Annotated in this window: 24 protein-coding genes; 9 read left to right on the forward strand and 15 right to left on the reverse strand. The window is 31.9% G+C overall.

What is annotated here, in order from left to right; genetic code table 11:
- Positions 1-62 precede the first annotated feature (62 nt).
- The 5 genes from HMPREF0391_RS04800 to HMPREF0391_RS04825 all read right to left on the reverse strand — a co-directional run bounded on the left by HMPREF0391_RS04800 (position 63) and on the right by HMPREF0391_RS04825 (position 7,733).
- Complete coding sequence (locus HMPREF0391_RS04800) at positions 63-2,396, reverse strand: hypothetical protein (protein ID WP_002835786.1); 2,334 nt, start codon at positions 2,394-2,396, stop codon at positions 63-65.
- 13 nt (positions 2,397-2,409) lie between these two features.
- Positions 2,410-4,464: an efflux RND transporter permease subunit gene (locus tag HMPREF0391_RS04805; RefSeq protein WP_002835787.1), complete on the reverse strand. Its 2,055-nt coding sequence runs from the start codon at positions 4,462-4,464 to the stop codon at positions 2,410-2,412.
- Positions 4,465-4,477: 13 nt separating this feature from the next.
- Positions 4,478-5,068: a TetR/AcrR family transcriptional regulator gene (locus HMPREF0391_RS04810; RefSeq protein WP_035109328.1), complete on the reverse strand. Its 591-nt coding sequence runs from the start codon at positions 5,066-5,068 to the stop codon at positions 4,478-4,480.
- A gap of 304 nt (positions 5,069-5,372) precedes the next feature.
- Positions 5,373-6,629, reverse strand: coding sequence for an adenylosuccinate synthase (locus HMPREF0391_RS04815; RefSeq protein WP_002835789.1), 1,257 nt, complete (start codon positions 6,627-6,629; stop codon positions 5,373-5,375).
- 606 nt (positions 6,630-7,235) lie between these two features.
- A complete protein-coding gene (locus HMPREF0391_RS04825; protein ID WP_002835790.1) occupies positions 7,236-7,733 on the reverse strand; it encodes a nucleoside 2-deoxyribosyltransferase in 498 nt (165 codons plus the stop codon).
- A 105-nt stretch (positions 7,734-7,838) separates the two neighbouring features.
- Here HMPREF0391_RS04825 and HMPREF0391_RS04830 point away from each other — a divergent pair, with 105 nt between their 5' ends.
- From HMPREF0391_RS04830 to HMPREF0391_RS09490, 8 genes are all read left to right on the forward strand, one after another.
- Positions 7,839-8,702, forward strand: a complete 864-nt coding sequence (locus HMPREF0391_RS04830) for an ATP-binding cassette domain-containing protein (protein ID WP_035109345.1) — start codon at positions 7,839-7,841, stop codon at positions 8,700-8,702.
- Entirely contained in the window at positions 8,702-9,454 is a 753-nt protein-coding gene (locus HMPREF0391_RS04835; protein ID WP_002835792.1) for an ABC transporter permease, read from the forward strand. The genes HMPREF0391_RS04830 and HMPREF0391_RS04835 overlap by 1 nt, the downstream gene beginning before the upstream one ends.
- A gap of 51 nt (positions 9,455-9,505) precedes the next feature.
- Complete coding sequence (locus HMPREF0391_RS04840) at positions 9,506-10,174, forward strand: response regulator transcription factor (RefSeq protein ID WP_002835793.1); 669 nt, start codon at positions 9,506-9,508, stop codon at positions 10,172-10,174.
- An 88-nt stretch (positions 10,175-10,262) separates the two neighbouring features.
- Positions 10,263-11,675 carry a sensor histidine kinase gene (locus HMPREF0391_RS04845; RefSeq protein WP_230454516.1) on the forward strand — a complete coding sequence of 471 codons (1,413 nt, stop codon included), beginning with the start codon at positions 10,263-10,265 and terminating at the stop codon, positions 11,673-11,675.
- 100 nt (positions 11,676-11,775) lie between these two features.
- Positions 11,776-12,807 (forward strand): M42 family metallopeptidase, encoded by a 1,032-nt coding sequence (locus tag HMPREF0391_RS04850; protein WP_002835795.1) that lies wholly within the window; start codon positions 11,776-11,778, stop codon positions 12,805-12,807.
- Between the two features lie 507 nt (positions 12,808-13,314).
- The gene (locus tag HMPREF0391_RS04855) at positions 13,315-13,479 is read left to right on the forward strand and encodes a hypothetical protein (protein WP_002835797.1); all 165 of its coding nucleotides are present in this window, start codon (positions 13,315-13,317) and stop codon (positions 13,477-13,479) included.
- A 12-nt stretch (positions 13,480-13,491) separates the two neighbouring features.
- Entirely contained in the window at positions 13,492-13,641 is a 150-nt protein-coding gene (locus tag HMPREF0391_RS04860; protein ID WP_002835798.1) for a hypothetical protein, read from the forward strand.
- Positions 13,642-13,710: 69 nt separating this feature from the next.
- A complete protein-coding gene (locus HMPREF0391_RS09490) occupies positions 13,711-13,884 on the forward strand; it encodes a hypothetical protein (RefSeq protein WP_002835799.1) in 174 nt (57 codons plus the stop codon).
- Positions 13,885-14,000: 116 nt separating this feature from the next.
- Here the strand turns inward: HMPREF0391_RS09490 and wecB are convergent, their stop codons facing one another.
- The 4 genes from wecB to HMPREF0391_RS04880 all read right to left on the reverse strand — a co-directional run bounded on the left by wecB (position 14,001) and on the right by HMPREF0391_RS04880 (position 19,591).
- Entirely contained in the window at positions 14,001-15,092 is a 1,092-nt protein-coding gene (gene wecB / locus HMPREF0391_RS04865; RefSeq protein WP_002835800.1) for a non-hydrolyzing UDP-N-acetylglucosamine 2-epimerase, read from the reverse strand.
- Positions 15,093-15,147: 55 nt separating this feature from the next.
- Positions 15,148-16,374, reverse strand: coding sequence for a nucleotide sugar dehydrogenase (locus HMPREF0391_RS04870; protein WP_002835801.1), 1,227 nt, complete (start codon positions 16,372-16,374; stop codon positions 15,148-15,150).
- Between the two features lie 13 nt (positions 16,375-16,387).
- Positions 16,388-17,530 (reverse strand): glycosyltransferase, encoded by a 1,143-nt coding sequence (locus HMPREF0391_RS04875; protein WP_002835802.1) that lies wholly within the window; start codon positions 17,528-17,530, stop codon positions 16,388-16,390.
- Positions 17,531-17,677: 147 nt separating this feature from the next.
- Positions 17,678-19,591 (reverse strand): cell wall-binding repeat-containing protein, encoded by a 1,914-nt coding sequence (locus tag HMPREF0391_RS04880; RefSeq protein WP_002835803.1) that lies wholly within the window; start codon positions 19,589-19,591, stop codon positions 17,678-17,680.
- Between the two features lie 209 nt (positions 19,592-19,800).
- Here HMPREF0391_RS04880 and HMPREF0391_RS04885 point away from each other — a divergent pair, with 209 nt between their 5' ends.
- A complete protein-coding gene (locus HMPREF0391_RS04885) occupies positions 19,801-20,754 on the forward strand; it encodes a hypothetical protein (protein WP_002835804.1) in 954 nt (317 codons plus the stop codon).
- Positions 20,755-21,148: 394 nt separating this feature from the next.
- Here the strand turns inward: HMPREF0391_RS04885 and HMPREF0391_RS04890 are convergent, their stop codons facing one another.
- The 6 genes from HMPREF0391_RS04890 to pstC form a co-directional block, all read right to left on the reverse strand.
- A complete protein-coding gene (locus tag HMPREF0391_RS04890; RefSeq protein WP_196218489.1) occupies positions 21,149-22,318 on the reverse strand; it encodes an IS256 family transposase in 1,170 nt (389 codons plus the stop codon).
- A gap of 94 nt (positions 22,319-22,412) precedes the next feature.
- A complete protein-coding gene (locus tag HMPREF0391_RS04895; RefSeq protein ID WP_155105105.1) occupies positions 22,413-23,309 on the reverse strand; it encodes an IS3 family transposase in 897 nt (298 codons plus the stop codon).
- Complete coding sequence (locus HMPREF0391_RS04900) at positions 23,243-23,782, reverse strand: helix-turn-helix domain-containing protein (RefSeq protein ID WP_002835807.1); 540 nt, start codon at positions 23,780-23,782, stop codon at positions 23,243-23,245. Before HMPREF0391_RS04900 ends, HMPREF0391_RS04895 begins: the two co-directional genes overlap by 67 nt.
- A 60-nt stretch (positions 23,783-23,842) precedes the next feature.
- Entirely contained in the window at positions 23,843-24,511 is a 669-nt protein-coding gene (locus HMPREF0391_RS04905; protein ID WP_002835808.1) for a phosphate ABC transporter ATP-binding protein, read from the reverse strand.
- On the reverse strand, positions 24,489-25,340 hold the full coding sequence (locus tag HMPREF0391_RS04910) for a PstA family ABC transporter permease (RefSeq protein WP_002835809.1): 852 nt from the start codon (positions 25,338-25,340) through the stop codon (positions 24,489-24,491). The genes HMPREF0391_RS04905 and HMPREF0391_RS04910 overlap by 23 nt, the downstream gene beginning before the upstream one ends.
- The gene (pstC, locus tag HMPREF0391_RS04915) at positions 25,327-26,193 is read right to left on the reverse strand and encodes a phosphate ABC transporter permease subunit PstC (protein ID WP_002835810.1); all 867 of its coding nucleotides are present in this window, start codon (positions 26,191-26,193) and stop codon (positions 25,327-25,329) included. The genes HMPREF0391_RS04910 and pstC overlap by 14 nt, the downstream gene beginning before the upstream one ends.
- Positions 26,194-26,226 lie beyond the last annotated feature (33 nt).

Consider the following 26,226-nt stretch of genomic DNA (forward strand, 5'->3'; position numbering starts at 1 on the left):
ACTAATATTCTCTTCATCGATACATTAGATTGTATCAGAATAGAATGTTTTTGTAAAGATTACTATTTTATTTTTTCAACAATTCTTGATTTTGTTTCAAAATTATTGTCTGTTCCTGTGAATGAAGAATCTTTAACTGCCAAATCACTCATAGCATCGATGATGTCTTTGAATTTGTTCAAATCTTTTGTCTTGTTGGATAATTCATCAATTCCTTTTTCTTTGTATTCTTTTAATTTGGAACTGAATTCTTTTTGTCCAGAAGCAAGCTTGTCGCTACCTGATTTTAATTGTCCAGTTGATGAATCTAATTTTCCAAGTCCATCATTTAACATATTGATTGCATTACTCATTGGAATGATGGCTTTTTCATTGATTTGTGACAATGAAGATAAAAGAGCTGATTGTTTGTTGAATTCTTGTAATCCACCAGATAATTTTGATGAGCCTTCAACTAATGCGCTTGAATTCTTGTCCAATTCTTCCATTCCATTTAAAAGCATTGCCATTGCTTTTTCATTTTGCAATGTTCCTTCTTTTAATGTTTGTGATCCACCTTTGATTTGACCTGTTGCATCGTCAAGTTTGTCGATGGAATCCTTCAATGTTGATAATCCGTCTGCACCGTTCAATGCACCACCCATTTGTCCCAATCCTTGAGATAATTGGTTAGAAGAATCTACAAGTTTTGCTTTTGATTGATTCATAGCAGCTGATGTTCTCATAAGCGCATTGGATAAATCAGCGTTTCCTTGTGATAATGCACTTGAGCTTTGTGCTAGTTGTGCCAATGCTGCTTGTAGTTTTTGTTGCCCAGCATTTTGTGAACCAGCATTTCTAATGGATTCTGCTTGAACGTACATTACATTTTTTTGTGCTTGAAGATATGCAATTGTGTCACTTAATTGTCCTTCTTCATTTTTTGCTTGTAATTGTTGGATTGCATTGTTCAATCCCTCAGCTGAGTTCTCAAGTCCACGTGCGATTTTTTCTGCGCTTGCACTTCCATCAGCTCCACCTGCTAATTGTGCTACTTGTTGTAATTTTTCGTTGAATTGTGCGCTTGAATCTTTTAATTGTTGAGATTTTCCTGAAATTTGTTCAACTGTATCTGCTAATTGACCATAACTTCCTGCCAAGCCATTCAATCCGTTTGATAATTGTGATGATTTTTCAAGTAGTTGGTCTTTTTGTGCAGTCATTTCTTTCATATTTTCAGTTCCAGCTCTTAATTGTGAAGTCGCATCTTTTAATTTGCCAACTCCATTGTCCAAATCAGTTGCACCTTTGGCTAGTTTTTCGGAGCCTTCTTTGATCTTAGCTGTGTTTTCTTTGATTTTTCCAACAGCAGCTGTGTAGTCCGAAATTCCGTTGTATAATTTCAAGCTACCGTCGTTCATTTGAGCTACATATCCTTGTATAGGACCTACTTTTGATTGTATTCCTGAGAATTTGCCTTGCATTTGTTGTGTAGATGATGCAAGTTTTTGTGAACCTGAGTGAAGTTTTGTAACTCCTGTTTGCATTTGTGAAATTCCTGAGTTTAGTTTGTCTTGTCCTTCAGATAATTTTACTGATGCATCTACAAGTTTTTGTGAATTATCTTGTAATTCTTTAACACCGTTTTGAAGTTTGTCCAATGAATCGATGTTCTTTTTTTCTTGGAAGAATTCGTTAGTGATTACAGAGTAGATTTCTACTGGTTTGTAATCTTTGATGTCCATTTCAACTGAAACTTCGTCCTTGAAATTATCCAATTCTTTGTCTTCTACAATTTTACTCAAGTTTTGTTTCATACCTGGTGTCATAACTGTAGTTACTATTTCATTCTTGCCGTCTTTTACAACTTTTATATCATCTGATGTGATGTTTTCTACTTTTTCATCGTCAAATGTCATCGCTGCTACAACGACATATGGTGAATATACATTTCTTGATTGTCCGTCAATTGTTTTGGCTTCGTATCTGTTATTTTTAGAAGTGATTACAATCTTCAAATGACCAGATTTTCCTTCCAATTCAGAAGCTTTCATTTCTTTTCCATCTAAGAAGTATTTTACAGATACATCCACTGGAAGTTTTTTGTCAGTGTCACCTTTGTAGTAGATGTCTTTTTTGTTTTCATCTAATTTCAAATATCCATTTTCAGATTTTAGTTCTTTGTCTGTTTTCAAATCTTTTACATTTGTCAAATTAGATTTGTCGTTTGCTTTTATATTTTTATCTGAATTTAACCACACAGAAACTGATTTGTCTTTGATTTCGTTACCTTCTACTGTTACATAAACTGTTTCTGATTTTTTGATTAAATCTTGTTGTTCTGCAAATGAAAGATTAGCAAATGTCATTGAAGATATCAAAGTTAATGCTAACACTTTTTCGATATTTTTTTTCATTATTTATTCTCCTTTACGCTAAGTTCTTAGTTGTTTTCTTGATAAATGGGAATGTAATACTCAACAATGCTGGAAGTAATATTATGATTACAAGCATACTGATGATTGCTCCCCTAGCCAATAAAGTACAAATTGTGGATACTATTTCCATTTTCGAATAAATTCCTACACCAACTGTTGCTGCCATGAATGATAAGGCACTTGTAACAATTGATTTGGATGTTTCCTTTACTGAAACTTTTAACGCTTCGTTTACATTCTTGCGCTTATTGTATTCATATAGGAATCGGTCTGTCATCAAGATAGAATAATCTATCGTAGATCCCAATTGGATTACTCCGATTACTATCGATGTGATAAACGGAATTGTTTGATTGAAGTAGAATGGGATTGCCATGTTGATTTGAATTGCAAGTTCTATTGCAGCTATCAAAACAACTGGAATTCCAAATGATTTGAATGATATAGCAATGATTAAAAATACCGCAATCAATGATGCTATGTTAACCATCTTGAAGTCTTGGTCAGAAATATCTGTCAAATCGTCTGTTAGAACTGCTTCACCTGTCAAATATCCGTCCTTGTCGTGTTTTGCAATTACATCACGCATTTGTTCGATTTGTTTGTTAACCTCCTCAGATGCTGTTTGGTATTTTGAATTAACCATCAACATTTCGTAGCCATCTTTTACGAAGTTATCTCTTAGTTTGTCCGGTAAGAATGTAGCAGGAATTGTAACCCCTGTGATGGAATTCGTTCCAACAACTGAATTAATACCGTCAATTTTTTTCAATTCATCTATCATAGAACTCATAGCAGTATTAGATAAATTATCCTTTACAACGATGAAGTGTGTACTTGCCATGTTGTAGTCTTTTTTCATTTTATTAAGTGATACTATTGAATCCAAATCTTGTGGCAATGATCTATCCAAGTTGTAATACAATTTTGTGTTAACTGAACCGTAAATTGCTGGAATAAATAAAACCACAAACACAATCGCCAACACTTTTCTTTTGTCGACAACAAAATTTGGTAATTTATTGAATTCTGGAAGTAATACCTTGTGATTGTACTTGTCCACAGCTTTTTCTGTAAGAAGTAACATTGGTGGAAGAACTATCAAAGTAGATAAAAGTCCGATAAAGACACCTTTACTCATTACAAGTCCAATGTCTTTACCCAAAGACAATCTCATCAATATCAAAACCAAGAATCCTGCAAAAGTTGTAAGTGAAGATGAGAATAACGATGAGAATGTCGCCTCAATAGCTTTCGCCATTGCCTTCTTATGTGTGTCTCTCTTTTTCTTTTCCGCTGCATATCTGTGATACAAGAAAATCGAATAATCCATCGTTACGGCAAGTTGCAACACCGCTGCAATCGCCTTTGTAATGTAGGATATTTGTCCTAAGAATATATTAGTCCCAAAATTATAAACAACAGCATATCCTATATTCAACATAAATACGAATGGAATTACAGTCGATTCATTCGTCAAGCTCAACACCACAAGTCCAAGTGCCACAGCAAGCATTACATAAATCGGCGTTTCCTTATCAATCAAATCCTTTGTGTCTTTTACAAGAGCACTAATACCACTCAAGTATTTTTCTTTGGATTCGATTTGTTTTATTTGTTCTATCGCCTTCATAGTTCTCATTGAAGATGACGATTCACTAAACTTAACCATCATTAAAGTACTATCTTTTGCATAGAACACATCTCTAATATCATCTGGCAAAAATTCGTTAGGAACAGTTGGTCCTAAAATTGAAGTCTTGGATATAACATCCTCAACCCCGTCGATTTTTTGCACTTCTTCTCTTAATTTCTCGGCATCGTTGTCTGTGCCTTTTAAAATCAACATCCCAGTAGCTGCATTTTTGAAATCTTTGTCCAAAATTGTTTGGCCTTGAGTCGATTTCAAATCAGTTGGCAAATAAGACAGAATATCGTAGTTAATATTAGTCGCCTTATAACCAATTATTGATGGAATCAACAACAAAGTCATAACTAAAAGCACTAACTTAGGATGATTAGCTATAAATTCTGAAAATTTCTTCATGTAAAAATCACCCTTATCTATTTAAAATTTGTTTAATAACCTCAACCAAAACAGACTTCATTTCATCAATAGATAAAATAGAATCATTTCTGATTGCAAGCTTACAAGTCGAAATCACAGTTTCAATCGTCAAAGAAAGAATATACAGTTTTTGTGAATCGGAATATTCCTTAGAAAACAACTGTGAATACTTGTTTAAAATGTATTTCAGTGTAGTGTCTGTTTCAGCAAACCTCTTGTCATTTTCGACCCTGGCATACAATGCCCAGTTCAGATTGCTCGCAACAAGTTCAAACTCAAAAGGATTCGCAATGTAATAATCAATAATATAATTCAAAAAACTAATAAATCTTTCAACGTGATCCTCTTGGTCGCACTTTTTCTCAGTCTCTACAACCAAATCCGTAACCTTTGACAGGACTATTTGTTCCTTCAAATCATCCTTATCCTTAAAATACGAATAAAAAGTTCCCAAACCCAAATCAGTGTTACTCATAATATCTCTGATAGTCGTCTTGTCGACTCCTTTTTTTTCAAACATCTTAATCGCAGATTGGGATATTTTTAATTTAGTATCCTTTTTCTTTTCATCCAAATAAGACACAATTAACCTCCTTTCCTTCATTGAACATCGTTCATTTCTTTCGACGTTTTATATTGTACCACTTTTTTGAACTATGTTCAACATTTTTCCTAAATTTTTTTGTTTTTATTTTTTTGATTTAAAACATTGAAATACCAACGTTTATTTTAAAATTTAATTGTTTATTCGATATTTTTCAATTTCATAAAACAAATTTTTTGAAATTTTATAACATTTTTGAGGAAAATTTTTTTGGTTTTTGAAGTCCAATTAAATTTGGACAAAAAATTCCGTGAAGCTAATCCACGGAATAATTTGTAATATTTTATTTTATATTCATGATAAAATCTCTTTTTTCCATAATTTCTTCTGTTTTTGGGCCATAAGAAACATAAGAGATTTCTGTGTCTAATTCTTTTTCGATGAATGTCATGTATTTTAAGAAGTTTACTTCGAACACATCATTCCAACCGTCAAATTCTTTGTAGATTGGTTTTGCTTTTTTGAAATCATTTGAAATGAATGGCATTTTTTGTTCAACTCCATCTATTTCATAGCCAACGCATACTTTTACTTTATCGTAGCCGTTTAATACGTCTGCTTTTGTCATGACAATTGAGTTGATTTTGCTCTTTTTGATTGCATAACGAAGTTGTGCAAGGTCAATCCAACCTACACGTCTATTTCTTCCAGTTGTAGCTCCGAATTCGTTGCCTAATTTTCTAAGCTTGTCAGCATCTTCATCGAACAATTCTGTTGGGAATTCTCCTTCTCCAACTCTGGATGTGTATGCTTTTACAACTCCCATGATTGTGTCATCATCAGTCAATGTAACATCTGCTGCTGATGCGCTGTAAGCAGTTGTTGTGCTTGATGTAACGTATGGGTATGTTCCTGAGTCTAAGTCAAGCATGATTCCTTGTGCACCTTCGAAAAGAACTTTTTTGTTTTTGATTTCATCTTCGATTTCAGATGCTGATGTGAATGTAACGCCCAATTTTAATAATTGGTCGAATTTGTCAAGCAAATAATTTACTGTTTCGTCGACATCGATGTGCATTTTGCCTTCGTAGATGTTGTTTTTCAAATAAACTATTTCTTCAACACGTTCTCTTAACAATTCATCGTCAAACAAATCAATAATTCTTACATTTTGTCTAGCAGCTTTGTCTTGATAAGCAGGTCCGATACCTCTTTTTGTAGTTCCGATAGGATTTTTTCTCATAGATTCCAACAATCCATCTTCTTCTTTGTGGTAAGGTAGAACGATGAATGTTTCTACATCAACCATAAATCTCTTGGAAATTCCTGGGAAATCAGCTTCCAAAACTTTCAACTCTTCAATCATTTGTTCTAATTCGATTACCATTCCTTTTGCCAAGAATCCCTTAGAATCTGTGTCAAAAGTTATAGATGGTAGTAAATGATGTACGTACTTTTTGTCTTTAAAATAAATAGTATGTCCTGCATTGGCACCACCAGAAGATCTTATAATAATATCATTAAATTTGGAAAAATAATTTACAACCTTTCCCTTACCTTCGTCTCCCCATTGTGCACCAATTATCGCTAATTTATTCATAACAACTTCCTTTCAAATTATTAGATTCATTTAACTGTTAAGTTAACTACAAATCACAACTACTAATTATACCATATTCCACCATTTAAAAATAGTGTAAAATCCGTAATTTATCCAATTTGTTATTTTGGATTATTCTTTCATTTATATTATACACCAAGTTATATCTAATTCTGATACCAACAAAAAAGTCCTCACCAAATCTCCACCAAAATCCAATGAGAACTTCGCTATTTTACGATAAGAATATTTCAATTTGCTATTAAATCATATTAAAATTACGAAAATTACGTAAAAAATTACCAAAGACAAAATTATGCCAATTTTTAACTTTTTTGATATTTCCGATAAAAATATATTTGCGGCAAAGCTAATCATATTTATTCCCACTAAAAGAATCAATGTGATTTTTGGTAATTGAATATTTCTCTTGTTAACTATAAACATTAAAATTAATGTTATTAAATAAATTAATTTGCATATTGCAGATAAGTACTTTCTTCTCATTCTTCTCCCTCTTGATAGTGAATATTCTTATCACTTATATGATAAATTTTCATTTACCATTTGTCAATAAAAAAACTAGCTATTTCTAGCTAGATTTTTCTAATATTCTCTTTTAATAATATTCACGATTTCTTTCTTGTAATCGTCTGTATTTGGATATCCAACGATGAAATATCCCTTGTCTTTAACTTGACCGATTATCATTTGGTTTCTGTACAATTTGTTCTCTCCAGTTCCCAAATACCTCATATCTGTGACAAATCCGATGATAATTCTTTTCTTGTCAGTTAATTTGTATTCTTCTTCGTAATCTTTCATCACAGAAAAAGCCATGATTTCTCCTGCAACACCATCGTCAATCGACAATCCATCAAGACACGCTATTAGAACGTCTGCTTCTTTTAACTTCGCCATGTCATTTCTTGCGATGTCGATGTCTGTAATTGTAGCATCATTGTCTTTTTTGTTGTTTATCGAATCATTTCGTTGTGGCACATACAAATCAATGTCCACTTCTTTTTCTATAAATCTCGCCAAATCTTCAGTCCAACGAAACATAGCGTCGTTGAAGAAATGTGATGCAAAATATCCTTTCATTTTTCACCTCAATTAATTTTATCATAATAATTTACCTAAATTATATACCAAATGCACTTTAAATCCACACCAGCATTTTATTATATAGATAACAAGGAGGAGCTTATGATTAAATTAAATAACGTTAAAGTTCAATACAAAGACAAAATTGCTGTTGATATTAAAGATGAAATCGTCCTAGAAGATGCTCATAAAATAGGAATTATTGGATCAAATGGTGCCGGAAAATCCACGTTAATTAAGGCAATTTTGGGATTAGTTAATTATAGTGGAAGCATTTCAAGTGATATACCCAAAGAAAAAATTGCAGTTCACATGCAGTTTAACAATTATTCAGAAACGGTAAAAACAAAAGATATTATTCAAATGATTACTAATAAAAAAATAGAATCAGATTCAAATCTGATGGATTTAATAAAGTTTTTCGATTTCGAAAAATTGCTTCACAAATCATTTAAAAAATTATCTGGTGGAGAAAAACAAAAACTCACTTTGATTTTGGTTATGTGGCAAAATTCTCCAGTCACTATATTTGATGAGGTAACAACAGGACTTGATTTTGTGAGTCGACAATCATTAATGGAAAAAATAGTAGAATACTACAAAGACAAGTCAACAACAATTCTCGTGGTTAGTCATTATTATCAAGAATTAGAGGATATTTGTGACAAGTTGTTGTATTTACATGAAGGAAAAGTTCTTTTCTATGGAAAAAAAAGAGAGATGTTCTTAAAGTACTGTACAAGTTCAGTTATTCTAACCGAAAAAAACAACATAACAGAATCACTTATACCAAAAGATATAAGATTAGAAGCAATGGAAAACAAAATAGCTGCAGGATTTAATGATATAAATACAGAGAAAAAATTGATATCCACTCTTGTGGATAATAATCAACAATTCGAACGTTTGAATGATTCTATTGAACTTACAGTTCTTAATGCATTGAAGAAGGAAGGAGCAAAATAATGAACAAATACATTTTTAAATTTGAGACAAAGTTACTTTTACAAAACTTTACAAGTTTATTTTTCGGAATGGTATTTCCAATATTGATGTCATTTCTAATAATATCGGGACTCAAAGATGTTCCTGCACCTCTCATTGATGAGGTAAAAAGAAGCATAGTTTTAACTATTAGTATTATAAGCCCACTTTCTATATTCTTAGTTGGATTATCAGCATTATTTGCTAAAGATTTGGAAGAAGGTGTCTATGATAGGTTAGACTTGTTTTCAATTAATCATTTATCAATGGCAAAATACAAATTTATAGTCTATTATTTATTCTGGACTGTTTGTAATATTTTTTATTTTGGGGTTATGAAATACGCTTTAGGTGTTAATATTCCTTTAATATCAATAATAAAACACACAGGATTTGTAACTTTAATTGCTGTTGCTTCTTTTTTTATCGGATATTCTATATGTATATTCTTTAAAAAATTCTCCATTTCTTTTTCACTTTCAATGGGAATATACTTTTTGAGTATGATACTTGGAGGAATGATGGGGATTCAAGTAGAGGATATGCCAAAGGCAATCAAGAAGATTGCACAATTAATTCCAATTAGTCACTTTTCTTCTATAGAATATGTGAATGAAGTAGCAAAAGGAGCAAACTTAAACTATTCATTCTTTCAATCTTTAATCGTATTAGTCTTATTATCATTAGTATTATTTACTATATCTATTTACAAAAACAAACGCAAATCGAACTAACAAATACATTTTTTATCAACTTATTATATAATTATTATAGGATGTGATGGTATGAAAAAAATATTCTTTTTAGAAGACGAATTGCAAATAAGAGAGATTTTAACCGAATACATGAAAATAGCTGGATTTGATGTGTGTCAAAGTTCAAATGGCGATGATGCGATTAAAATTTTAAGTAGTAATAGTTTTGATGCTATCATCTTAGATATTATGGTCGAAGGAGAAAACAGCGGAATAGATGTATTAAGGTTTATACGAAATACTCCATCTATATCAAACTCAAACGTATTGATGCTGACTGCTCTTGATGATTTAAATACTCAAATTAGTGCTTTTGATCTGTATTGTGACGATTATATTGTCAAGCCAGTTCAGCCAATACTATTGATTAAAAAACTAGAAATGATAATGAAAAGAAGAAGTTTTTCACAAAATACTTCACAGGTGGGATTATCGTTAGATGAAGAAGGTTTTCGTGTATTATATAATGGAATGGATTTGAAATTAACAGTTACAGAATTTCAAATTATGTCGTTGTTTCTAAACAATCCAACAAAAGTATTTTCAAGAGAAAATCTAATTAATTCTCTCTACAACACAGATTTTTATGGAAGCAGTAGAACTATAGATTCCCATATAAAAAATTTGAGGAAAAAACTACCCAAAGACTTTATTAAAACAGTTATAGGAGCGGGGTATAAGTTAAATGAAGAAGCCTAAATTAAATATTTCATCAAAAAATTTTCTCTATAATATCATCCTCACTCTCTTGATATGTACTATTATATTTTCCTATATGGCTTTTTATATGCCCAATGTATACTTAGAAAAAAAAATAGAATCAGCAGAGAATATTGCATCATCAGTTCATGATTCATTTATAAAAAACAAAAATTACAATAATCTAAATGAAATCGCAAAAGAGGGTATGTATTCATATTTTATTCCTAAAGGAAAAGATAAAGTTGTGTTTTCAGGTCTGCGATTTAATTTAAGTATGACAATTAAAAATGAAAATATAAAAAATCTTTTACGTTCTCTTGAAACCGATGAGTTCAAAGAGATAAATTCTAAAAATTCTGAAAGATTAATAAACCCTTTAATAAAAGAAGCAAAAAAAGAACTAGAAAAATACGTTATAATTGATAGTTACAGTAATATCAATAATGTATCAAAAGACACTTTTAGTATTAAAAGAAAGAATAATTCAATACTAATTAAAGCAGAGTCCAAAACAAAAGATTCTATCGCTACTAATCTTATTTTAATATCAAAACATTCTGAAGGAACTTATGTTTCTATATATCCTTATATATTTAACAGCATTTCCGATATAAAATCTACTGTGATTTCTGCATTTCCTGTGATTTTCTTGCTTATAGTAATGATAGTGTTCTTACTAAATAAAATCTACTCAAAATCGATAACACAACCAATTCTAAAGATGAATAATTTCACTAAAGTATCCAAAAACCAAAAAAACGCCAAATATGATTTGGAAATTCATACTAACGATGAGATCGAAGAACTTTCTAATAACTTGAAATTACTGTACGAAACACTAACTGAGAATTATAAAATATTAGAAAAAAACACGAAGAAAAAAGAAATCTTCATCAAATCTACATCTCACGAATTGAAGACACCTCTTCAAACTGCTATTTTACTGAATGATAGTATGATTGAAAAAATAGGAAAATACGAAGATACCGACAAGTACTTGCCAGAACTTAGGAAAAAATTATATCAAATTCAAATTCTAATAGATGATTTATTATTCATGAATAAAATTGATGAAAATCCGATAATGGAAAATTTGAAATTATCAGAGATAATGAGAGAATCCGTTAAAAATCATCATGATTTAATAACTGAGAAAAATTTAAAAGTAACGATTAAAGGAGAAAAATCCGACATAGTAGATTATGACCATTTCAGAATAATTTTTGATAACTTACTAAAAAACGCAATAGAGTACACAGATTTCGGAGGAAACATACGCTGCGATTTTAATGATGTTATTGAGATTTCGAACAACCCTACAACTGTAGATAAAATTCTTTTAAATAAAATCACTCACCCTTTCGTATCATCCACAAAAAATAAATCTAAAGGAATTGGAATGTATATCGTCGAAAACTTACTTGAAGATATGAATTATAAAATTAAAATAGTGTATTCAAACGAAACATTCACTGTGAAAATTTTAAAAACCAATTAATCTCGTAATCATTAACGAAAATATTAACTCTGACCTCAAATAATTGAAACAATGTGTTTATATGTGGTATCATAAAAATATATTTTAGGAGGTTCTCAATATGGAAAATTTAGATTTTTTACAAGAAATTTTAATGACTTCTTCTCCATCTGGCGACACTAAAGTCGTTATGGAAAAAGTTAGAAAAAAATTCGAAGAATTAGGAAAAGTTGAAATCAACTTTACTAACAAAGGTGCAATGGTGGTTACTCTTCGCGGTGAAACTGACGAAAAACAATCTACATTCGCAGCTCACGTGGATACGTTGGGATTGATGGTCAAAGAAATCAAACCAAACGGAAGATTAAAAACATTCTTAGTTGGTGGTTACGCATACAACTCTGTTGAAAATGAATACGTAACTATCTCTACAATGTCTGGCAAAAAATACACTGGAACATGCTTAAACGACAAACAATCAGTTCACGTTTACGGTCCAGAAGCTAAAAGCAACGAAAGAAACGCCAAGACTATGGAAATCAGAATCGACGAAAAGGTAGAATCAGCTGAAGATGTAAAAAAACTTGGAATTAACGTCGGTGATTTTATATATTTAGATTCAAGAACACAATTAACAGAAAGTGGATTCGTAAAATCAAGACACTTAGACGACAAAGCTTGCGTATACGTATTATATGAAACAGTAAGATATTTCGTAGAAAACAACATCACTCCAAAACACACTCTTAACTTCTTCATCTCAAACTACGAAGAAGTTGGCCACGGTGCATGCTACGGAATTCCAGAAGAAACCGACGAATTCATCGTTGTAGACATGGCTGCTCCTGGAGATGGACAAACATCTTCTGAATTTAAAACAACAATTTGTGCAGCAGATTCTACAGGTCCTTACGATTTGGAATTAAAAGAAAGATTAGTTAGAATTTGTGAAGAAAATAATATTCCTCATGCAGTTGACATCTATCCATTCTACGGTTCAGATGGATCAGCAGCATTAGCAGCAGGATATAACTTGAGAGTTGCTTTGATTGGACCTGGTGTTGATGCATCACACGCAATGGAAAGAACTCACCAAGAAGGATTACAAGCATCTATCGATTTATGTATAAAATACATCGAAGATAAGAAATAATTTGACTTGAATTAGCCGATTAATCGGCTAATTTTTTTGTGTAAATAGCTTTATTTCGCTAAATTTCTTTGCAATCACTAATATACATTATCAACTTCACAAAAAATTTTCCCATATTTTTAAAATGCTATCTGTTTTCTTTCGGGAAAATCGCAGGAAAACATTGATTAACCGTGATTTTTTTGTTTTTCTTATAAAACTTGAACATATCAACATTTGTTTTCCCAAAAAATATTTTATCGAATAAAAATAAGCCTATTATGAAAACGGTATGCACAAAAATCATTCGTTTTCCTGATTTTTCTTTACAAAAATTTTTCAAAAAAGTTTCAAAAAGTGCTTGACATAGCTGTTTTATGGTTATATAATACTTATTGCAATGAGGGATATGAAATGAATTATCATTTGGATATCCAATGAATATTAAACTCGATAATTTCGTTCGGTGAATATTCATTTATTACCGAATGAAAATAACATATAAATATTAAATGAGGGGGAACTGAAATGATTAAGAATAACAGAAAATATTTAGATTTTGCAAAGAAAACATCTCTTGGTTTGAACACAAACATGTCATCAATGACATTCGCAAGTGTCGATCATTTTAACGAAAGATTCTCTCCATTGTTTGGATCAAGAAGAATCTTCAAAAACAGAAAAAATGCATAGGGGGTAAAATTTATGAGAAAAAATAATATTAGAAAAAGTTCACAAATTAGTTTTAACACAAGTATGGCGAGCATGAATTTTGCTCAAGCGGATAACTTTTACGAAAGAATGACACCATTATTTGGTTCAAGAAAATTAAAGAAAAACAAAAAACAAGCGTAATAACTAAACAAATTAAACAAATAGTGACATCTTAAAACAATAATAAACAATTAATAGGAGGAAAATAATATGTTCACAAAAACAACACAAAAACAAATCAGAAATTTCGGTAAAAACTGTACAGTAAGCTTAAGCTCAAACATGGCAAGTATGAACTTTGCACAAATGAATGACTTCTACGAAAGAGTTAATCCTCTTTTCAATACTGAAAGAAAATCAAGAAAGAGCAAAAAACAAGCTTAATTAAATAATTCAATTCCAGATTAAGATAATTGAGAAAATCCAATCTGTTAACGTATCAAATTTATTTGACGTTTAAATATGAAATCCAACTTCTACATGAAGTTGGATTTTTTAGTTTATAGATTTTTGGATAAAATGTCACAGATTCTTTCAGATGCGTGGCCATCTCCGTAAGGGTTTGTGGCTTCACTCATTTTGTCGTATTCATTTTTGTCAGAAAGAAGTGTGGTCATTTCGTTGTAGATGTCTTCTTCACAAAGTCCAGTTAATTTTAATGTCCCTGCCTCTACCCCTTCAGGTCTTTCTGTTGTGTCTCTCATTACTAAAACGGGCTTTCCAAGTGCTGGGGCTTCTTCTTGAATTCCACCTGAATCTGTCATTACGAAGAATGATTGTTTCATGAAGTTGTGAAAATCAACTACATTCAATGGTTCGATGAGTTTGATTCTAGGATGATTGTCAAATACTTCGTTTGCGATTTCTCGTACTTTTGGATTCAAATGTATCGGATAAATCACATATATATCTTCGTTTTCGTTGACAACTCTTTTAATTGCTCTGAAGGAATTTTTCATAGATTCTCCCAAGTTTTCCCTTCTGTGCATTGTTAGAAGAATCATTTTTTTACCTTCGATCAAATTTTCGTTAGAATAATTGTCACGTACTGTTGTTTGAAGTGCGTCTATTACTGTGTTTCCCGTTACGAAAACTTTGGATTCGTCTTTGTTTTCTCGTAGCAAATTATCCCTTGCAGTTGTAGTTGGTGCGAAGTGGAAATCTGCCAACGATCCTATGGCTTGTCTGTTGAATTCTTCTGGATATGGAGAGTATTTGTTGTAAGTTCTAAGTCCAGCTTCCACATGACCTACTGGTATTCTCAAATAGAATGCAGCAAGTCCTGCAACAAAACTTGTCGAAGTGTCTCCATGAACCAAAACAATGTCTGGTTTTTCTTCTTCTAGTATAGATTTTATTTTGTCCAAAATAGTTGTGGTAACATCGAACAAGCTTTGTCCTTTTTTCATGATAGCCAAGTTGTAGTCTTCTTTGATTTCGAAAACGTCCAACACTTGACGTAGCATTTCTTTGTGTTGTCCAGTTACAAGTACACAAACTTCGAATTCGTCTCTTTTTTTGAGTTCTTTCACAAGTGGACACATTTTAATAGCTTCTGGTCTTGTCCCAAAAACCACCATTACTTTTTTCATTTTTTACCTCTTTTGAAAAAAAGGCGCTGCAAATATTAGCGCCCTTTGATTTGTTTTATAATTTGTAGAAATTGTATTTGTTATCAACATCGATGTTTCTTGTATCAAGTACAACTTTGTCTTTTAATACATCCATGTTTTCTCTGATTTCATCGTGACCAATCATCACGATTACAAAATCAACATCGTCTAAGAATTTGTTCAAATCGTGGTATTGATTTTCCACAACTTCTCTTTTTACCATTGGATCGTAAACTTTTAGTCCATCTCCCAAATGTTCTTTTTGGTGTTGTAACAATTGAAGTGTTGGAGATTCTCTGACATCGTCTACGTTTTCTTTGTAAGTCAATCCGTAAATACCAACTCTTGAAAAATCTTTTAAGTTGTTTTCTTGCATAATATTGTAAGCACGTTTAAGAACATATTCTGGCATTGAATCGTTGATTTGACGAGCTTTGTAGATTATCTCAGTAAGAAGTGGATAATCTCCAACTAAAAACCATGGATCAACTGAAATACAATGTCCACCTACACCAGGTCCTGGTGAAAGTATGTTAACTCTTGGGTGTTTGTTGGAAATTCTGATAACTTCGTTGACATCAAGTCCACCTTGGCGACAAATCTTAGCCAATTCATTCGCAAATGCAATGTTGATGTCTCTGAATGTATTTTCAACAACCTTTGTCATTTCAGCTGTTTTTATATTAGTTAGATTGATTTCACCTTTGCAGAAAGTTGAGTACACTTCCCTAACTTTTTCGCCGTATTTTGGATCGTCAGCGCCAATTGTTCTAGCGTTGTGTTCCAATTCGTAAACCATATTGCCAGGGATAATTCTTTCTGGAGCGTGAACCAAGTTTAATTTCTTGCCTGATTTTTCGATATATTCTTCCACAACAGGTCTAACGTAAGTGTCGATAGCTCCCGGTGAAACTGTCGATTCAACAACTATAATCGCATCTTCTTCTGCAGGTTCCAACACTGATTCTACAGCCTTTACAACATAAGAACAATCCAATTTCTTAGATACAGGATCGTAAGGAGTTGGTGCTGTAATAATATAGAAAGAAGTGGACACTGGTTTTAATGAAAAAGTAATATCAGAACTCAAAGCCTTTTCGAAAAGCTCATCCATTCCTTTTTCTTCGAAAGTCAATTCTTTATGTTTTAATTTATCAATTACTTCTTCTTTAATATCTGTTCCAACCACCTTGTTGCCTGATGTTGCTAGCATCAAAGCTGTAGGTAGACCTATGTAACCTAATCCAATTACATTAATCATAATATTCTCTCCTTTAAAATAAATTTTCTATTCTATTTAATAATCTTTCGTTATTTTTTTGTGGATTTAATTCCGATTGCATCTTTCTGCAGTTTTCTTGAAGCGTGTGGTAGAATGATTGGTCATCTCTAAGTTTGAGCAAAACATTTCTCATTTCCTCATCTGATTCGTGATCAACCGCAACTCCCACATTCCATTCGTTAACAACCTCTGATAGATAAGTGTCTCTTGCGACAATTATAGGAAGCTCTGCGTGAATGGATTCGTATAATTTGTTCGGAAGTGCAATCCTAACATTCTTCATCGACGCATCGTACACTGAGAATATGCAGTCGCATTTCGAATAAAGCTCTGCAATCTCATCGTCATAGTAAAATTTGCCACGATATTCAATGAAATCTTTCGTTTGGGCAAGTTCTTTGAAGTAAGTTCCACTCTCGAAACCTGCCATCATCAAATTCATTCCCAAACCATCCATAGCTTTCGTAAGCTTTTTCAATTCGTTCAAATATCTTAGCCCACCGATGTATCCTACAGTGAAAGTATCGTGTTGGTTTTTCACCCTTAACTTATCATAATCTCTGAATAATTCCAAATTTGGAATGTTGGGCATGAACACCAAATTATCCTTGCTGTATTTTCCTTCAAAATGTTCCCAGAATTTCATACTAGTCACAATCATCAAATCCACGAATGAAAGCATATTGTTCTCTCTTTTTTTCAAAACAGAAGACACAATATTCATCGGGAAATTCTTCTTGTCATCAGTCAAATATCTGTGAATATCTGGTACTTCGTATATAATCTTAACCTTGTTGTCCTTGTTTTTCTTGTATTTCGTAGCTATCTCTAGCATATCATAACTTTGAACGTGAATTAAATCCGGTTTAATTCTCTCCAATATTTTATAAGCTTTTTGTGAGAATTTGTAAGTTGGAATAAGTCTTTTCATAGGGTTACTGTTGTCAGCATCTATATTGATTATTTCCTTCTTGCAAAAATCACGCTTGAAATCATATTTTTCATCTCCACCTTTGTCCCAACAAATAGCATACAAATCGAACTTTTCTTTTACAAGATCCATTCTTTTTATAAGCCTTGGAGGTGGTGTCGTATTAATCAAAAAAGTGTATTTTTTTTGATTTGATTTTTCCATTTTTCATCATCCTATTAATATATTTAACAGTTAAAATTATATCACAACTTCACTAACTTTGCTTATTTTTTCTGTAATCTTTAGAATTTCTTAACGTTTGAAATCAAAAAAATCCTACCTGCTTAACTAGCAAGTAGGATAATTGAATTAAAAGTTTTTCATTTCTTTTGTTAGTTGCTCGATGGCTTTGTTGGATTGTGATTTTTTAGTGTTCAATTCCTTGATCAAATCATCCAAATCCATAACTTTTTGTCCCATCTTGGAAAATTCCATCTCTTCTACTTTAATTCTTTCTTTTATTGTTTCAGATTTTGCAAGTTTTTGTAACATTGGCAATTCTTTTCTCATATATTTTGATTCCACAATGTTGTAATATTCGTTTAAAATTTGCTTGTACTCTTGTTCTGTCAATAGCAAATCATTTGAGAAATCTGCATTCCAAGCAAATGTAATTCTAAGTGAATTTATTTTTGGATTGTTGTTACAAGCTATCGCGCAAACTTTGTAGCTGTCATCCATCAAATTAGTGTAATGACCAACTCTTGGATCATTTGGATTTTGGTCGTAGATTGCTTTTTCCATATCATACCAGCCATAGTATGGATTTGGCATTCCCCATGCCAAATTTTCTGCAACTTGGAAAGTATGTCTGTGACCGTTGTTGTGATTAGTAGATCTGTTGGCGCTTACCATTGCTTTTGCCAAAATTTCAAAGTTAGTATGCATTGGCCCTACATTGAAATTATTGTCACTAGCTCTAAATTGATTGTTTTCTTCTAACAAATCATCTGTAATCATCAAGTTATCATAAGATGTCGCGTCGCCTTTTATCGTTGGATTTACTTCATTAGTCTCAACGTATTTTCTTAAAATCATTAACGCCTTGTCAGCATTATCTGCGTATTGTGGATAAGCTTCCTTTGTCCAGTGAAGGAATGAAAATACTCCGTTATCTACCCATTCTTGAGCGATTTTTCGTTCATTTTCAGCGCCTTCCAACACTTTTTCCAAATAGCTTATTCTTTCAATTCTAGCTTCTTTGATTTGCTTATCGTAATCTGCTATGTCTGATTTAAGCTTTGCGATTTCTTTTGAATATTCTGCTTTTACTTCTTCCGTTGATTTGTTGATGTATTTCAATTGAATTTGAACTTTTTGACTTACAGAATTTACCCCACCAACGATAATTATGTTATCGATTTGGTTATCTTTTAAGAAATTTCTAACAGAATCTGGAATGTGATTCTTGCCAACCAAAACAATTGGAGCGTCCTTTGCTTTGGAAATAATTGAAGATGATAACGCATCTGGATAATCTTCTCCTGAAGCTATGATTACTGTTTTCTTAGAAGCACTGTGTTTCAAATATTCCTTCGCAATTTCAACAGATGTTTCGTATCTATCCTTGCCGCTGAATCTTTTAGTTACATTCTTATTGTATTTTACTGTAGATGTTCCACCAAATATGTAATCTGGATTTGTCGCTTTTTCAACAGGAATCAATTCCAAATTCATCTTAGAAGCAAGTGGACCTGCTGCCAATGCATCAGGATATACAAACGAATTGTAAATACTTTCTTTCATGTTTGGATTCAATGTTTTTCTTATTTTATTGACCTCAACAGAAGTTCCTATTCTATCTGTTCCTGAAACTCTCGTAGCTTTTTGGAAAAATTGTAGTTGGGATTGTGAAACTGAAGAATTCCCACCAATAACATAAGCTTCTTTTGGATTGATGGTTTTAACAGTAAGCTCCGTTTCTCTCGGCATTTCTTTGGATTGCGTAAGTAAAATTGGCGCATTCAAATCTCCTGACAATGGCGAACCACTAAGAGCATCTGCAAAGTTTTCTCCTGAAGCAAGGATTAATTTTTCTGCGTTTTTCGCAAATTTTGTAGCAATAGTTGCAGAAGTATCGTATCTGTTCATACCTGCTATTCTCTCGATGTTCACATCTTTTTTTACATCATCAGCAAAAGATAATGAACCTGCCAACAAAGATGATCCAGTAATTGCAAACATTAATATAGCTGCCGTTACTTTCTTCAAATTCTTGTTCATGATTTCTCCTTCCAAAATTGAAATTAATATAAAGGGATAGTAAGACTCTCATCCTATCTCTTAACTGTATTTTACTACTAAGTTTGTCTTTAATCAATAACTATTTTTATTCTAAAATAAATTCACAAAACAATGTGATTTCCATTAAATAATTGGTATAATTAAATTGGAAGAAAACGAATCTTCACTACATAAATTAGGAGCTAAAAATGAAACTAAAAAATTTGTTTAAAATGTTGGCTATTGCACTATTGATTTGTTTGAGTGTGCAAGTAAGTAGCTATGCAATGGATGATCCAGAATATGATCCTGAATTGTATAATGCCGCTTTTGATGGAATGCCCACGGGAATTTATAACAAGGACGGAGTTCTTGTCGACCCATATGACGGCTCAATTATTAAAGAAAGAAATACATGGATAAAATTTGGTGATAATACTCAGAAATACGAAGATATAGCTGGAAATATGCAAAAACAAGATGAGTATGGGAATAACGCGTTGAATTACGTTCGTTGGATAAACAGCGACGGCACGATAAATAAAACAAAAAGATACGACGATGTAAAAAAGAGAACAGAAAGCGGAGTAATCAGATTCATAATCAAAAAGAATCCCGCAAATAAGAATAATGTAATAGTTATTTTGAGAAATCTAAATACAGGTGAAACTCGTAAAACAGTTGTCCCTTATGGCAAGAAAAAAGAAAGAGCATTGGACTTTGCAGATTATAAAATCGAAAAAATGTATCAAGAAGGTGTCAATAACGAAGAATTTATTATAACACCAGAAATTAATGAATTTTCATTAAATCAAGACAATGTAATTAACCACGATCACGACATCTACCTCACTGTAGCTGAAAACAAACAATACAAAGAAGAACAAAAAAGAAAACAAGAGGAAGAAAAGAAGAAAAAAGAAGAAGAACAAAAAAGAAAACAAGAAGAAGAGAAAAAGAAAGCCGAAGAAAAACGCCAAAAAGAAGAACAATTAAAAAAAGAGAACGAAGAAAAACAAAGAAAATACGAAGAAAAACTCGCCCAACAAAAACTTGAAAAAGAACAACAAAAAACCAAGCAAAAACGAATCACAATCGCCGTTGTTGTCGCTTCCATTATTTTAATAGCCGCAGGTTTCGTATTGTATAAGAAAAGAAGATAGAGCCGTGCAATTTTGACCTGAACCCGTAAACACGGAATAATTTATTAATATTTTAAGCGGAATGTAATCTGTACATAACAGGGGACATTCCGTTTAATTTTGGGGTATGTGAAAAGTTTTGTGTATCAGCTCCTCCTGATAGGTTGTGAGCTGATATTTTTTTGATTTTTAAAAAATATACTTTTATTACTAAAATCTGAAAGTTCAGATATTTGTAACCTAATTTTGGCACAATTAAACTAAAAGGTCAAGATTTTTCTAAAAATCTCCCTTTTTGCCTAATTGTATTTCTTAAAAATTTGAAGATTTCTGTCAAGAGCTGGTCGTCAGACCAGGGCTATACCTTTACTCTTGATTGAATGATTCAAATTTTTTATTATCTTTATGGCAAAATTTAGATTCTGCCTTCAAAAAATATTGATAGTTGTGACAATATTTGATCCCATCCTCTTATTCTACTCGTCCATTTACTTGAAGCATCTACCATCGCTAGATACAAGCTTTTTTGTAGGGCGTAGTCACTTGGAAATATTGTTTTGTTTTTTGTTACTTTTCTAAGTTGTCTATTAAAGTTTTCTATGCTATTTGTTGTATATATTAGTTTTCTTATTCCTTCTGGATATTTGAAATATGTTGATAATTCAGCCCAGTTATTTCTCCATGAATTTACACACATTGGGTATTTTTTGCCCCATTTTTCTTCAAATATATCTAGATTACTTAGTGCTAGTTCTTCTGTTGATGCTTTGTATACTGTTTTTAAGTCTTTCATTAGCTCTTTTATATCTCTATATGATACGAATTTTGTTGAATTTCTTATTTGATGAATTATGCATTTTTGAATTTCTGTTTTTGGATATACACTTTCTATTGCTTGGCTAAATCCTGATAAATTATCTGTTGAGACTATTAATATATCTTCTAATCCTCGTTCTTTTAATTGATTTAATACCAATAGCCAGTATTTACTTGATTCATTTTCTCCTACCCACATTCCAAGTATTTCTTTGTATCCTTCTGTATTGTATCCTAGTGCTATATATACTGCTTTTTTTACTACTATGTTATTTTCTCTTACATGATAGTGTATTGCATCTAAAAATACAAATGGATATACTTTTTCTAATGGTCTATTTTGCCATTCTTCAATAGTTGGTAGTATTTTATTTGTTATTTTGCTTACCATGGATTCTGATATTCCAAATCCATAGATTTCTTTTATGTGTGTTGATATGTCTCTTGTTGTCATTCCTTTTGCATACATAGATATTATTTGGTTTTCTATGTTTGATATGTCTTTTTGATATTTTTTCAATGCTTGTGGCTCAAAGGATCCTTCTCTGTCTCGTGGGATGTTTAGGTCTATGTTTCCGTATGATGATTTAACTGTTTTTTTACTTGATCCATTTCTTGTGTTTAATGACAGTGGTTTTTCACCATATTCATAATCTAGATGTTCATCTAACTCTGCTTTTAACATTTGTTCCATTGTGTCTCCTAGAAGATCTTTCAAAGCTTCTTGTAAATCTTGTACTGTTTCTGGTTGATATTCTTCAATTAACATCTTGGATATTTTGTTGAGTCTAGTTTCTGGTCTTTTTCTTGGCATTTTAAAATCCTCCTGATTACTATTATATCAGGAGGATTCTATACACAAACTATTTCACAGTCTCTAATTTTGTTTTAATTCTATCTTCATTGTACCATTTAATATATTTTTCTATCTCACTTATCAAATGATCATAACTAGTAAAATCCTCTCCATAATACATTTCTTGTTTTAATATTCCAAAGAAGTTCTCCATTGGAGAATTGTCTAGACAATTCCCTTTTCTTGACATACTTTGCCTAATATTCATTTTTTCTAGTTTTTTAGTCCAAGAACTGTGTTGATAATGAAATCCTTGGTCTGAGTGTATAGTTAAATCTTTAATGTCTTTATTTTCTTCTAATGCTTTTTCTAACATTGTATTTGTTAATCCTATTGTTGGGTGATTACTTAACGTATAGCTAATTATTTCGCTGTTGTATAGGTCTAATATTGGTGATAGGTAAAGTTTTTCTTCTTGTCCTTTAATTCTAAATTCTGTTACATCTGTTAGCCATAATTGATTTGGCTTAGTAGCTGTAAACTGTCTTTTTACAATATTATCTGCTACTTTACCTATTTGTCCCTTGTATGATGAGTATTTTCTTGATCTATTTTTAAATTTAGTACATAGCAAGGATTCTTCTCTCATTATTCTTAAGACTTTTTTATGATTGATATTAAATCCTTTATTTTTTAATACCATAGTTACTCTTCTATAGCCATATCTACCTTTTGACACTTCTATTATTGTTTTAATTTCATCTTTAACTTCCTTGTCTTTATCTACTGGATTTTCTAGTTTTATTTTCCATTCATAGTATGATGATTTTAGTAATTTAGCTATTTTTAGCCATTCACTTACTTTACTTTGTGGATTTTCTTTTAGAAGTTTGAGGATTATCTTTGTCTTTTCCTTGCTTCTGCTTCCTCTTCCAGTAGCAAGGCTCGTAGCTTTTTTTCGTATATTATCTTCATTCTGAGAAGTCTATTTTCTTCCCTTAACCTTATTAATTCTTCTTTTTCGGTTTCGTTTATTGGAGTGTTAAGTTTAGACTTATTATTTGTTTTGGTCATGTCTTTTTTAGGCCTTTCTCTTTTATCTTCTAGCCCAGAAAGACCATGTTCTTGATAAGTTTTCTCCCATCTGCATACCATAGATTCATTTACAAGGTCGAAGTGCTCTACAGTCTCTCTAAGCGAAGTATTATTGATTTGCCTATATTGTATTACAGATAACTTAAATTCACTAGTGTAATTATTATTTTTTAACTTTTTAGATAAGTTATCAAATCCTCCAGATTTGTATTTATTTATCCAGTTCCGCATGGTTGAATATGGAATATCATATTTTTTAGCCACACTTTTATGACCCCCTGTTTTTCCTGATAAATATTCTAGTACTAATTTTATTTTAAATTCTTTTGTGTATTTTGGCATACAAAAACCCCTCCATCCGTATTCCGGATTTTGGGGTTCAGGTCATTTGCAGGCTCTATTTTACTTTTCAACCAGTTTTTTATCCTCAATATACAAAATCCTATCTGATATTCTTTGTGCTTGGTCTGTATTATGTGTCGAAATGATAATAGTGTAGTTTTGTGACAAATTTTTCAAAAGATTTTCTATCGCCAATGTGTTTTGCAAATCAAGTGATGAGCAAGGTTCATCAAATATCAATATTCTAGGATTTGTTGTGAGCATTCTGGCTATGCAGAGTCTTTGTTTTTGTCCTCCAGAAAGTTTGTTGGCATTCATTTTCAGATTGTCTTTTAATTCTTCGTACAAGTTCACACTTTTTAGTATTTGTTCTATTTTTGATTTTTTGTCGTAATTTTTGCCTAAAAAATATTCCAATGTATATGTGAGATTTTTTTCAATGGACATGTCAAATACTGTGGAATCTTGAAACAGCATTGAGATTTGTCTTCTCAAATCAATCAGTTTGTATTGTGAGATGTCTGTGCCGTCGAATAATATTTGTCCCGAATATTGTCCACCATTTTCTATCAAAAATCCGTTCAAACAAGACAAGAATGTCGATTTGCCCGATCCAGAATTTCCCATTATGCTGATTATTTCGTTTTCTTCAACGGTCAAATTCACGTTTTGCAATATGTTTTTTTCTTTGTAGGATATGTTTAGGTTATTTATTTGTAATATGCTCAACTATTTTACCTCCCGAAAATACTAGCACCAAATAAGCTAATATGTGTAGAATTATCAATATCATGATAAGCACAAGCGCCGTCGCATACGCTTTTTCGATTGCGATCGATTGGCTAAGTAGCATGTGCAAATGAAAAGGCAGCGCTGTTACTGGCTTGAACAATCCAACGGAATTATTCATGAACACCGCTCCTGTGAGTAGAAGTGGCGCTGTCGCTCCTATCGCATAACTTCCTGCCAATAGCGAAATCGTGATGATATTTCTAGAAATCATTGGCATCACGAGTTTTCTTATCATGTACGTCTTGTCAATTCCAAGTGAAAAACTGTCTTTGATTGTGTTTTTGTTGATTTCTGCGATTGATTTTTCGATGTTCACTTCTACAAATGGAAACACAATCAACGAAAGTGCGATGGATGCTGTGAGTAAACTTTTGGATATATTGAGTGTAACTATGAAAAATCCGTACACAAACATTCCAATAATTATTGAAGGGATGGATGCGATGCATTGTATTATTAATGTAATTACTGATTTCAAAAATTCAGATTTGCAATAAAAAACTCTGTAAATCGCACAAAAAACACCCAATAATGTGGAAATTCCCATTGCAATTATCATCAACCATAAAGATCCAATTATGCTGGATTTTATTCCTCCCGTAGTTCCAAGAGGAAGTCCTTGAGGATTTTGTGTCAAAAATTCCAAATTAACAGACGATATCCCTTTTGATATTAAAAAATAAAAAATCTTGAACACGAAGAAAAACACTACTGCAAATGATAAATACACCCACAATTTAATCAAAAAATCCTTAAACTTCGTCATAATTATCAGTCCTCTTTTTAGTCACAAAAAGTATTACATCAAGTATAATCACGAAAACCAAAAGCACGAATGAACTTGCATAAAGCGCGTGATAGTGCAGACTTCCCGCTTCACTCATTCCCACTTCAAGTGCAATCAATGAAGCGATAGTCTCTGCTTTTGAGAAAAATTTCGGAAATATTGGTGCATTTCCTATCACCATCATCACTGCCATAGTCTCTCCAATTGCTCTTGAAAACGCAAGTACGAAACCACTGAATGCACTTCGTAGACTTTGTTTGATCACGATTTTTCTGATGAAATATTCCTTGCTAATTCCAAAACAGTCCGATTGTCTTTTGTATTTTTGTTTTATCTTTTCAAAAGTTTCAGTCAACACCTCAACAAAATAAGGCAAAATCATTATGGATAATATAACGCTTCCTGCGAATACCGATTCCCCTGCTGCCATTTTAAAGTTTTTCTCAAAGAATTTCACGATTACAAACAACCCGAAAAATCCGTAAATAATCGAAGGAATTCCCGCAAGAATTCTGATTATCCAACTCACTAAAGTTTTCACTTTATTGTTTGTGTAAAACACAATCATAAGCGACAATCCGTAGCTAATTGGAAATGAAAATACACAAGCCAACAGTGCAATATAAAAACTTGCCAGAATTATATTGAAAGCTCCGAAACTTCCATCCATCGAATCCCACAAATTTCCTAACAAAAACTTATTCACGCTGTATTGTTTGAAAAAAGGAAGTGATTCTTTGAACATAAATCCTATCAGTATCAATAATAAAGCTATGGAAAAGAAAGCAAAAATATACACCAAAGTTTTAAATATGTTGTTTTTTGTTCTCATAACGACCCCTCAACTTTGCTATTATGTACAAAA

The organism is Finegoldia magna ATCC 53516 (assembly GCF_000159695.1).
Taxonomy (GTDB): domain Bacteria; phylum Bacillota; class Clostridia; order Tissierellales; family Peptoniphilaceae; genus Finegoldia; species Finegoldia magna_F.

Bases quoted from the DNA above. Each gene is read 5' to 3' on its own strand.
- HMPREF0391_RS04800 (WP_002835786.1), bottom strand. From the start codon at position 2,396: ATGAAAAAAAATATCGAAAAAGTGTTAGCATTAACTTTGATATCTTCA.
- HMPREF0391_RS04805 (WP_002835787.1), bottom strand. From the start codon at position 4,464: ATGAAGAAATTTTCAGAATTTATAGCTAATCATCCTAAGTTAGTGCTT.
- HMPREF0391_RS04815 (WP_002835789.1), bottom strand. From the start codon at position 6,629: ATGAATAAATTAGCGATAATTGGTGCACAATGGGGAGACGAAGGTAAG.
- HMPREF0391_RS04825 (WP_002835790.1), bottom strand. From the start codon at position 7,733: ATGAAAGGATATTTTGCATCACATTTCTTCAACGACGCTATGTTTCGT.
- HMPREF0391_RS04830 (WP_035109345.1), top strand. From the start codon at position 7,839: ATGATTAAATTAAATAACGTTAAAGTTCAATACAAAGACAAAATTGCT.
- HMPREF0391_RS04835 (WP_002835792.1), top strand. From the start codon at position 8,702: ATGAACAAATACATTTTTAAATTTGAGACAAAGTTACTTTTACAAAAC.
- HMPREF0391_RS04840 (WP_002835793.1), top strand. From the start codon at position 9,506: ATGAAAAAAATATTCTTTTTAGAAGACGAATTGCAAATAAGAGAGATT.
- HMPREF0391_RS04845 (WP_230454516.1), top strand. From the start codon at position 10,263: ATGCCCAATGTATACTTAGAAAAAAAAATAGAATCAGCAGAGAATATT.
- HMPREF0391_RS04850 (WP_002835795.1), top strand. From the start codon at position 11,776: ATGGAAAATTTAGATTTTTTACAAGAAATTTTAATGACTTCTTCTCCA.
- HMPREF0391_RS04855 (WP_002835797.1), top strand. From the start codon at position 13,315: ATGATTAAGAATAACAGAAAATATTTAGATTTTGCAAAGAAAACATCT.
- HMPREF0391_RS04860 (WP_002835798.1), top strand. From the start codon at position 13,492: ATGAGAAAAAATAATATTAGAAAAAGTTCACAAATTAGTTTTAACACA.
- HMPREF0391_RS09490 (WP_002835799.1), top strand. From the start codon at position 13,711: ATGTTCACAAAAACAACACAAAAACAAATCAGAAATTTCGGTAAAAAC.
- wecB (WP_002835800.1), bottom strand. From the start codon at position 15,092: ATGAAAAAAGTAATGGTGGTTTTTGGGACAAGACCAGAAGCTATTAAA.
- HMPREF0391_RS04870 (WP_002835801.1), bottom strand. From the start codon at position 16,374: ATGATTAATGTAATTGGATTAGGTTACATAGGTCTACCTACAGCTTTG.
- HMPREF0391_RS04875 (WP_002835802.1), bottom strand. From the start codon at position 17,530: ATGGAAAAATCAAATCAAAAAAAATACACTTTTTTGATTAATACGACA.
- HMPREF0391_RS04880 (WP_002835803.1), bottom strand. From the start codon at position 19,591: ATGAACAAGAATTTGAAGAAAGTAACGGCAGCTATATTAATGTTTGCA.
- HMPREF0391_RS04885 (WP_002835804.1), top strand. From the start codon at position 19,801: ATGAAACTAAAAAATTTGTTTAAAATGTTGGCTATTGCACTATTGATT.
- HMPREF0391_RS04890 (WP_196218489.1), bottom strand. From the start codon at position 22,318: ATGTTAATTGAAGAATATCAACCAGAAACAGTACAAGATTTACAAGAA.
- HMPREF0391_RS04900 (WP_002835807.1), bottom strand. From the start codon at position 23,782: ATGCCAAAATACACAAAAGAATTTAAAATAAAATTAGTACTAGAATAT.
- HMPREF0391_RS04910 (WP_002835809.1), bottom strand. From the start codon at position 25,340: ATGACGAAGTTTAAGGATTTTTTGATTAAATTGTGGGTGTATTTATCA.
- pstC (WP_002835810.1), bottom strand. From the start codon at position 26,193: ATGAGAACAAAAAACAACATATTTAAAACTTTGGTGTATATTTTTGCT.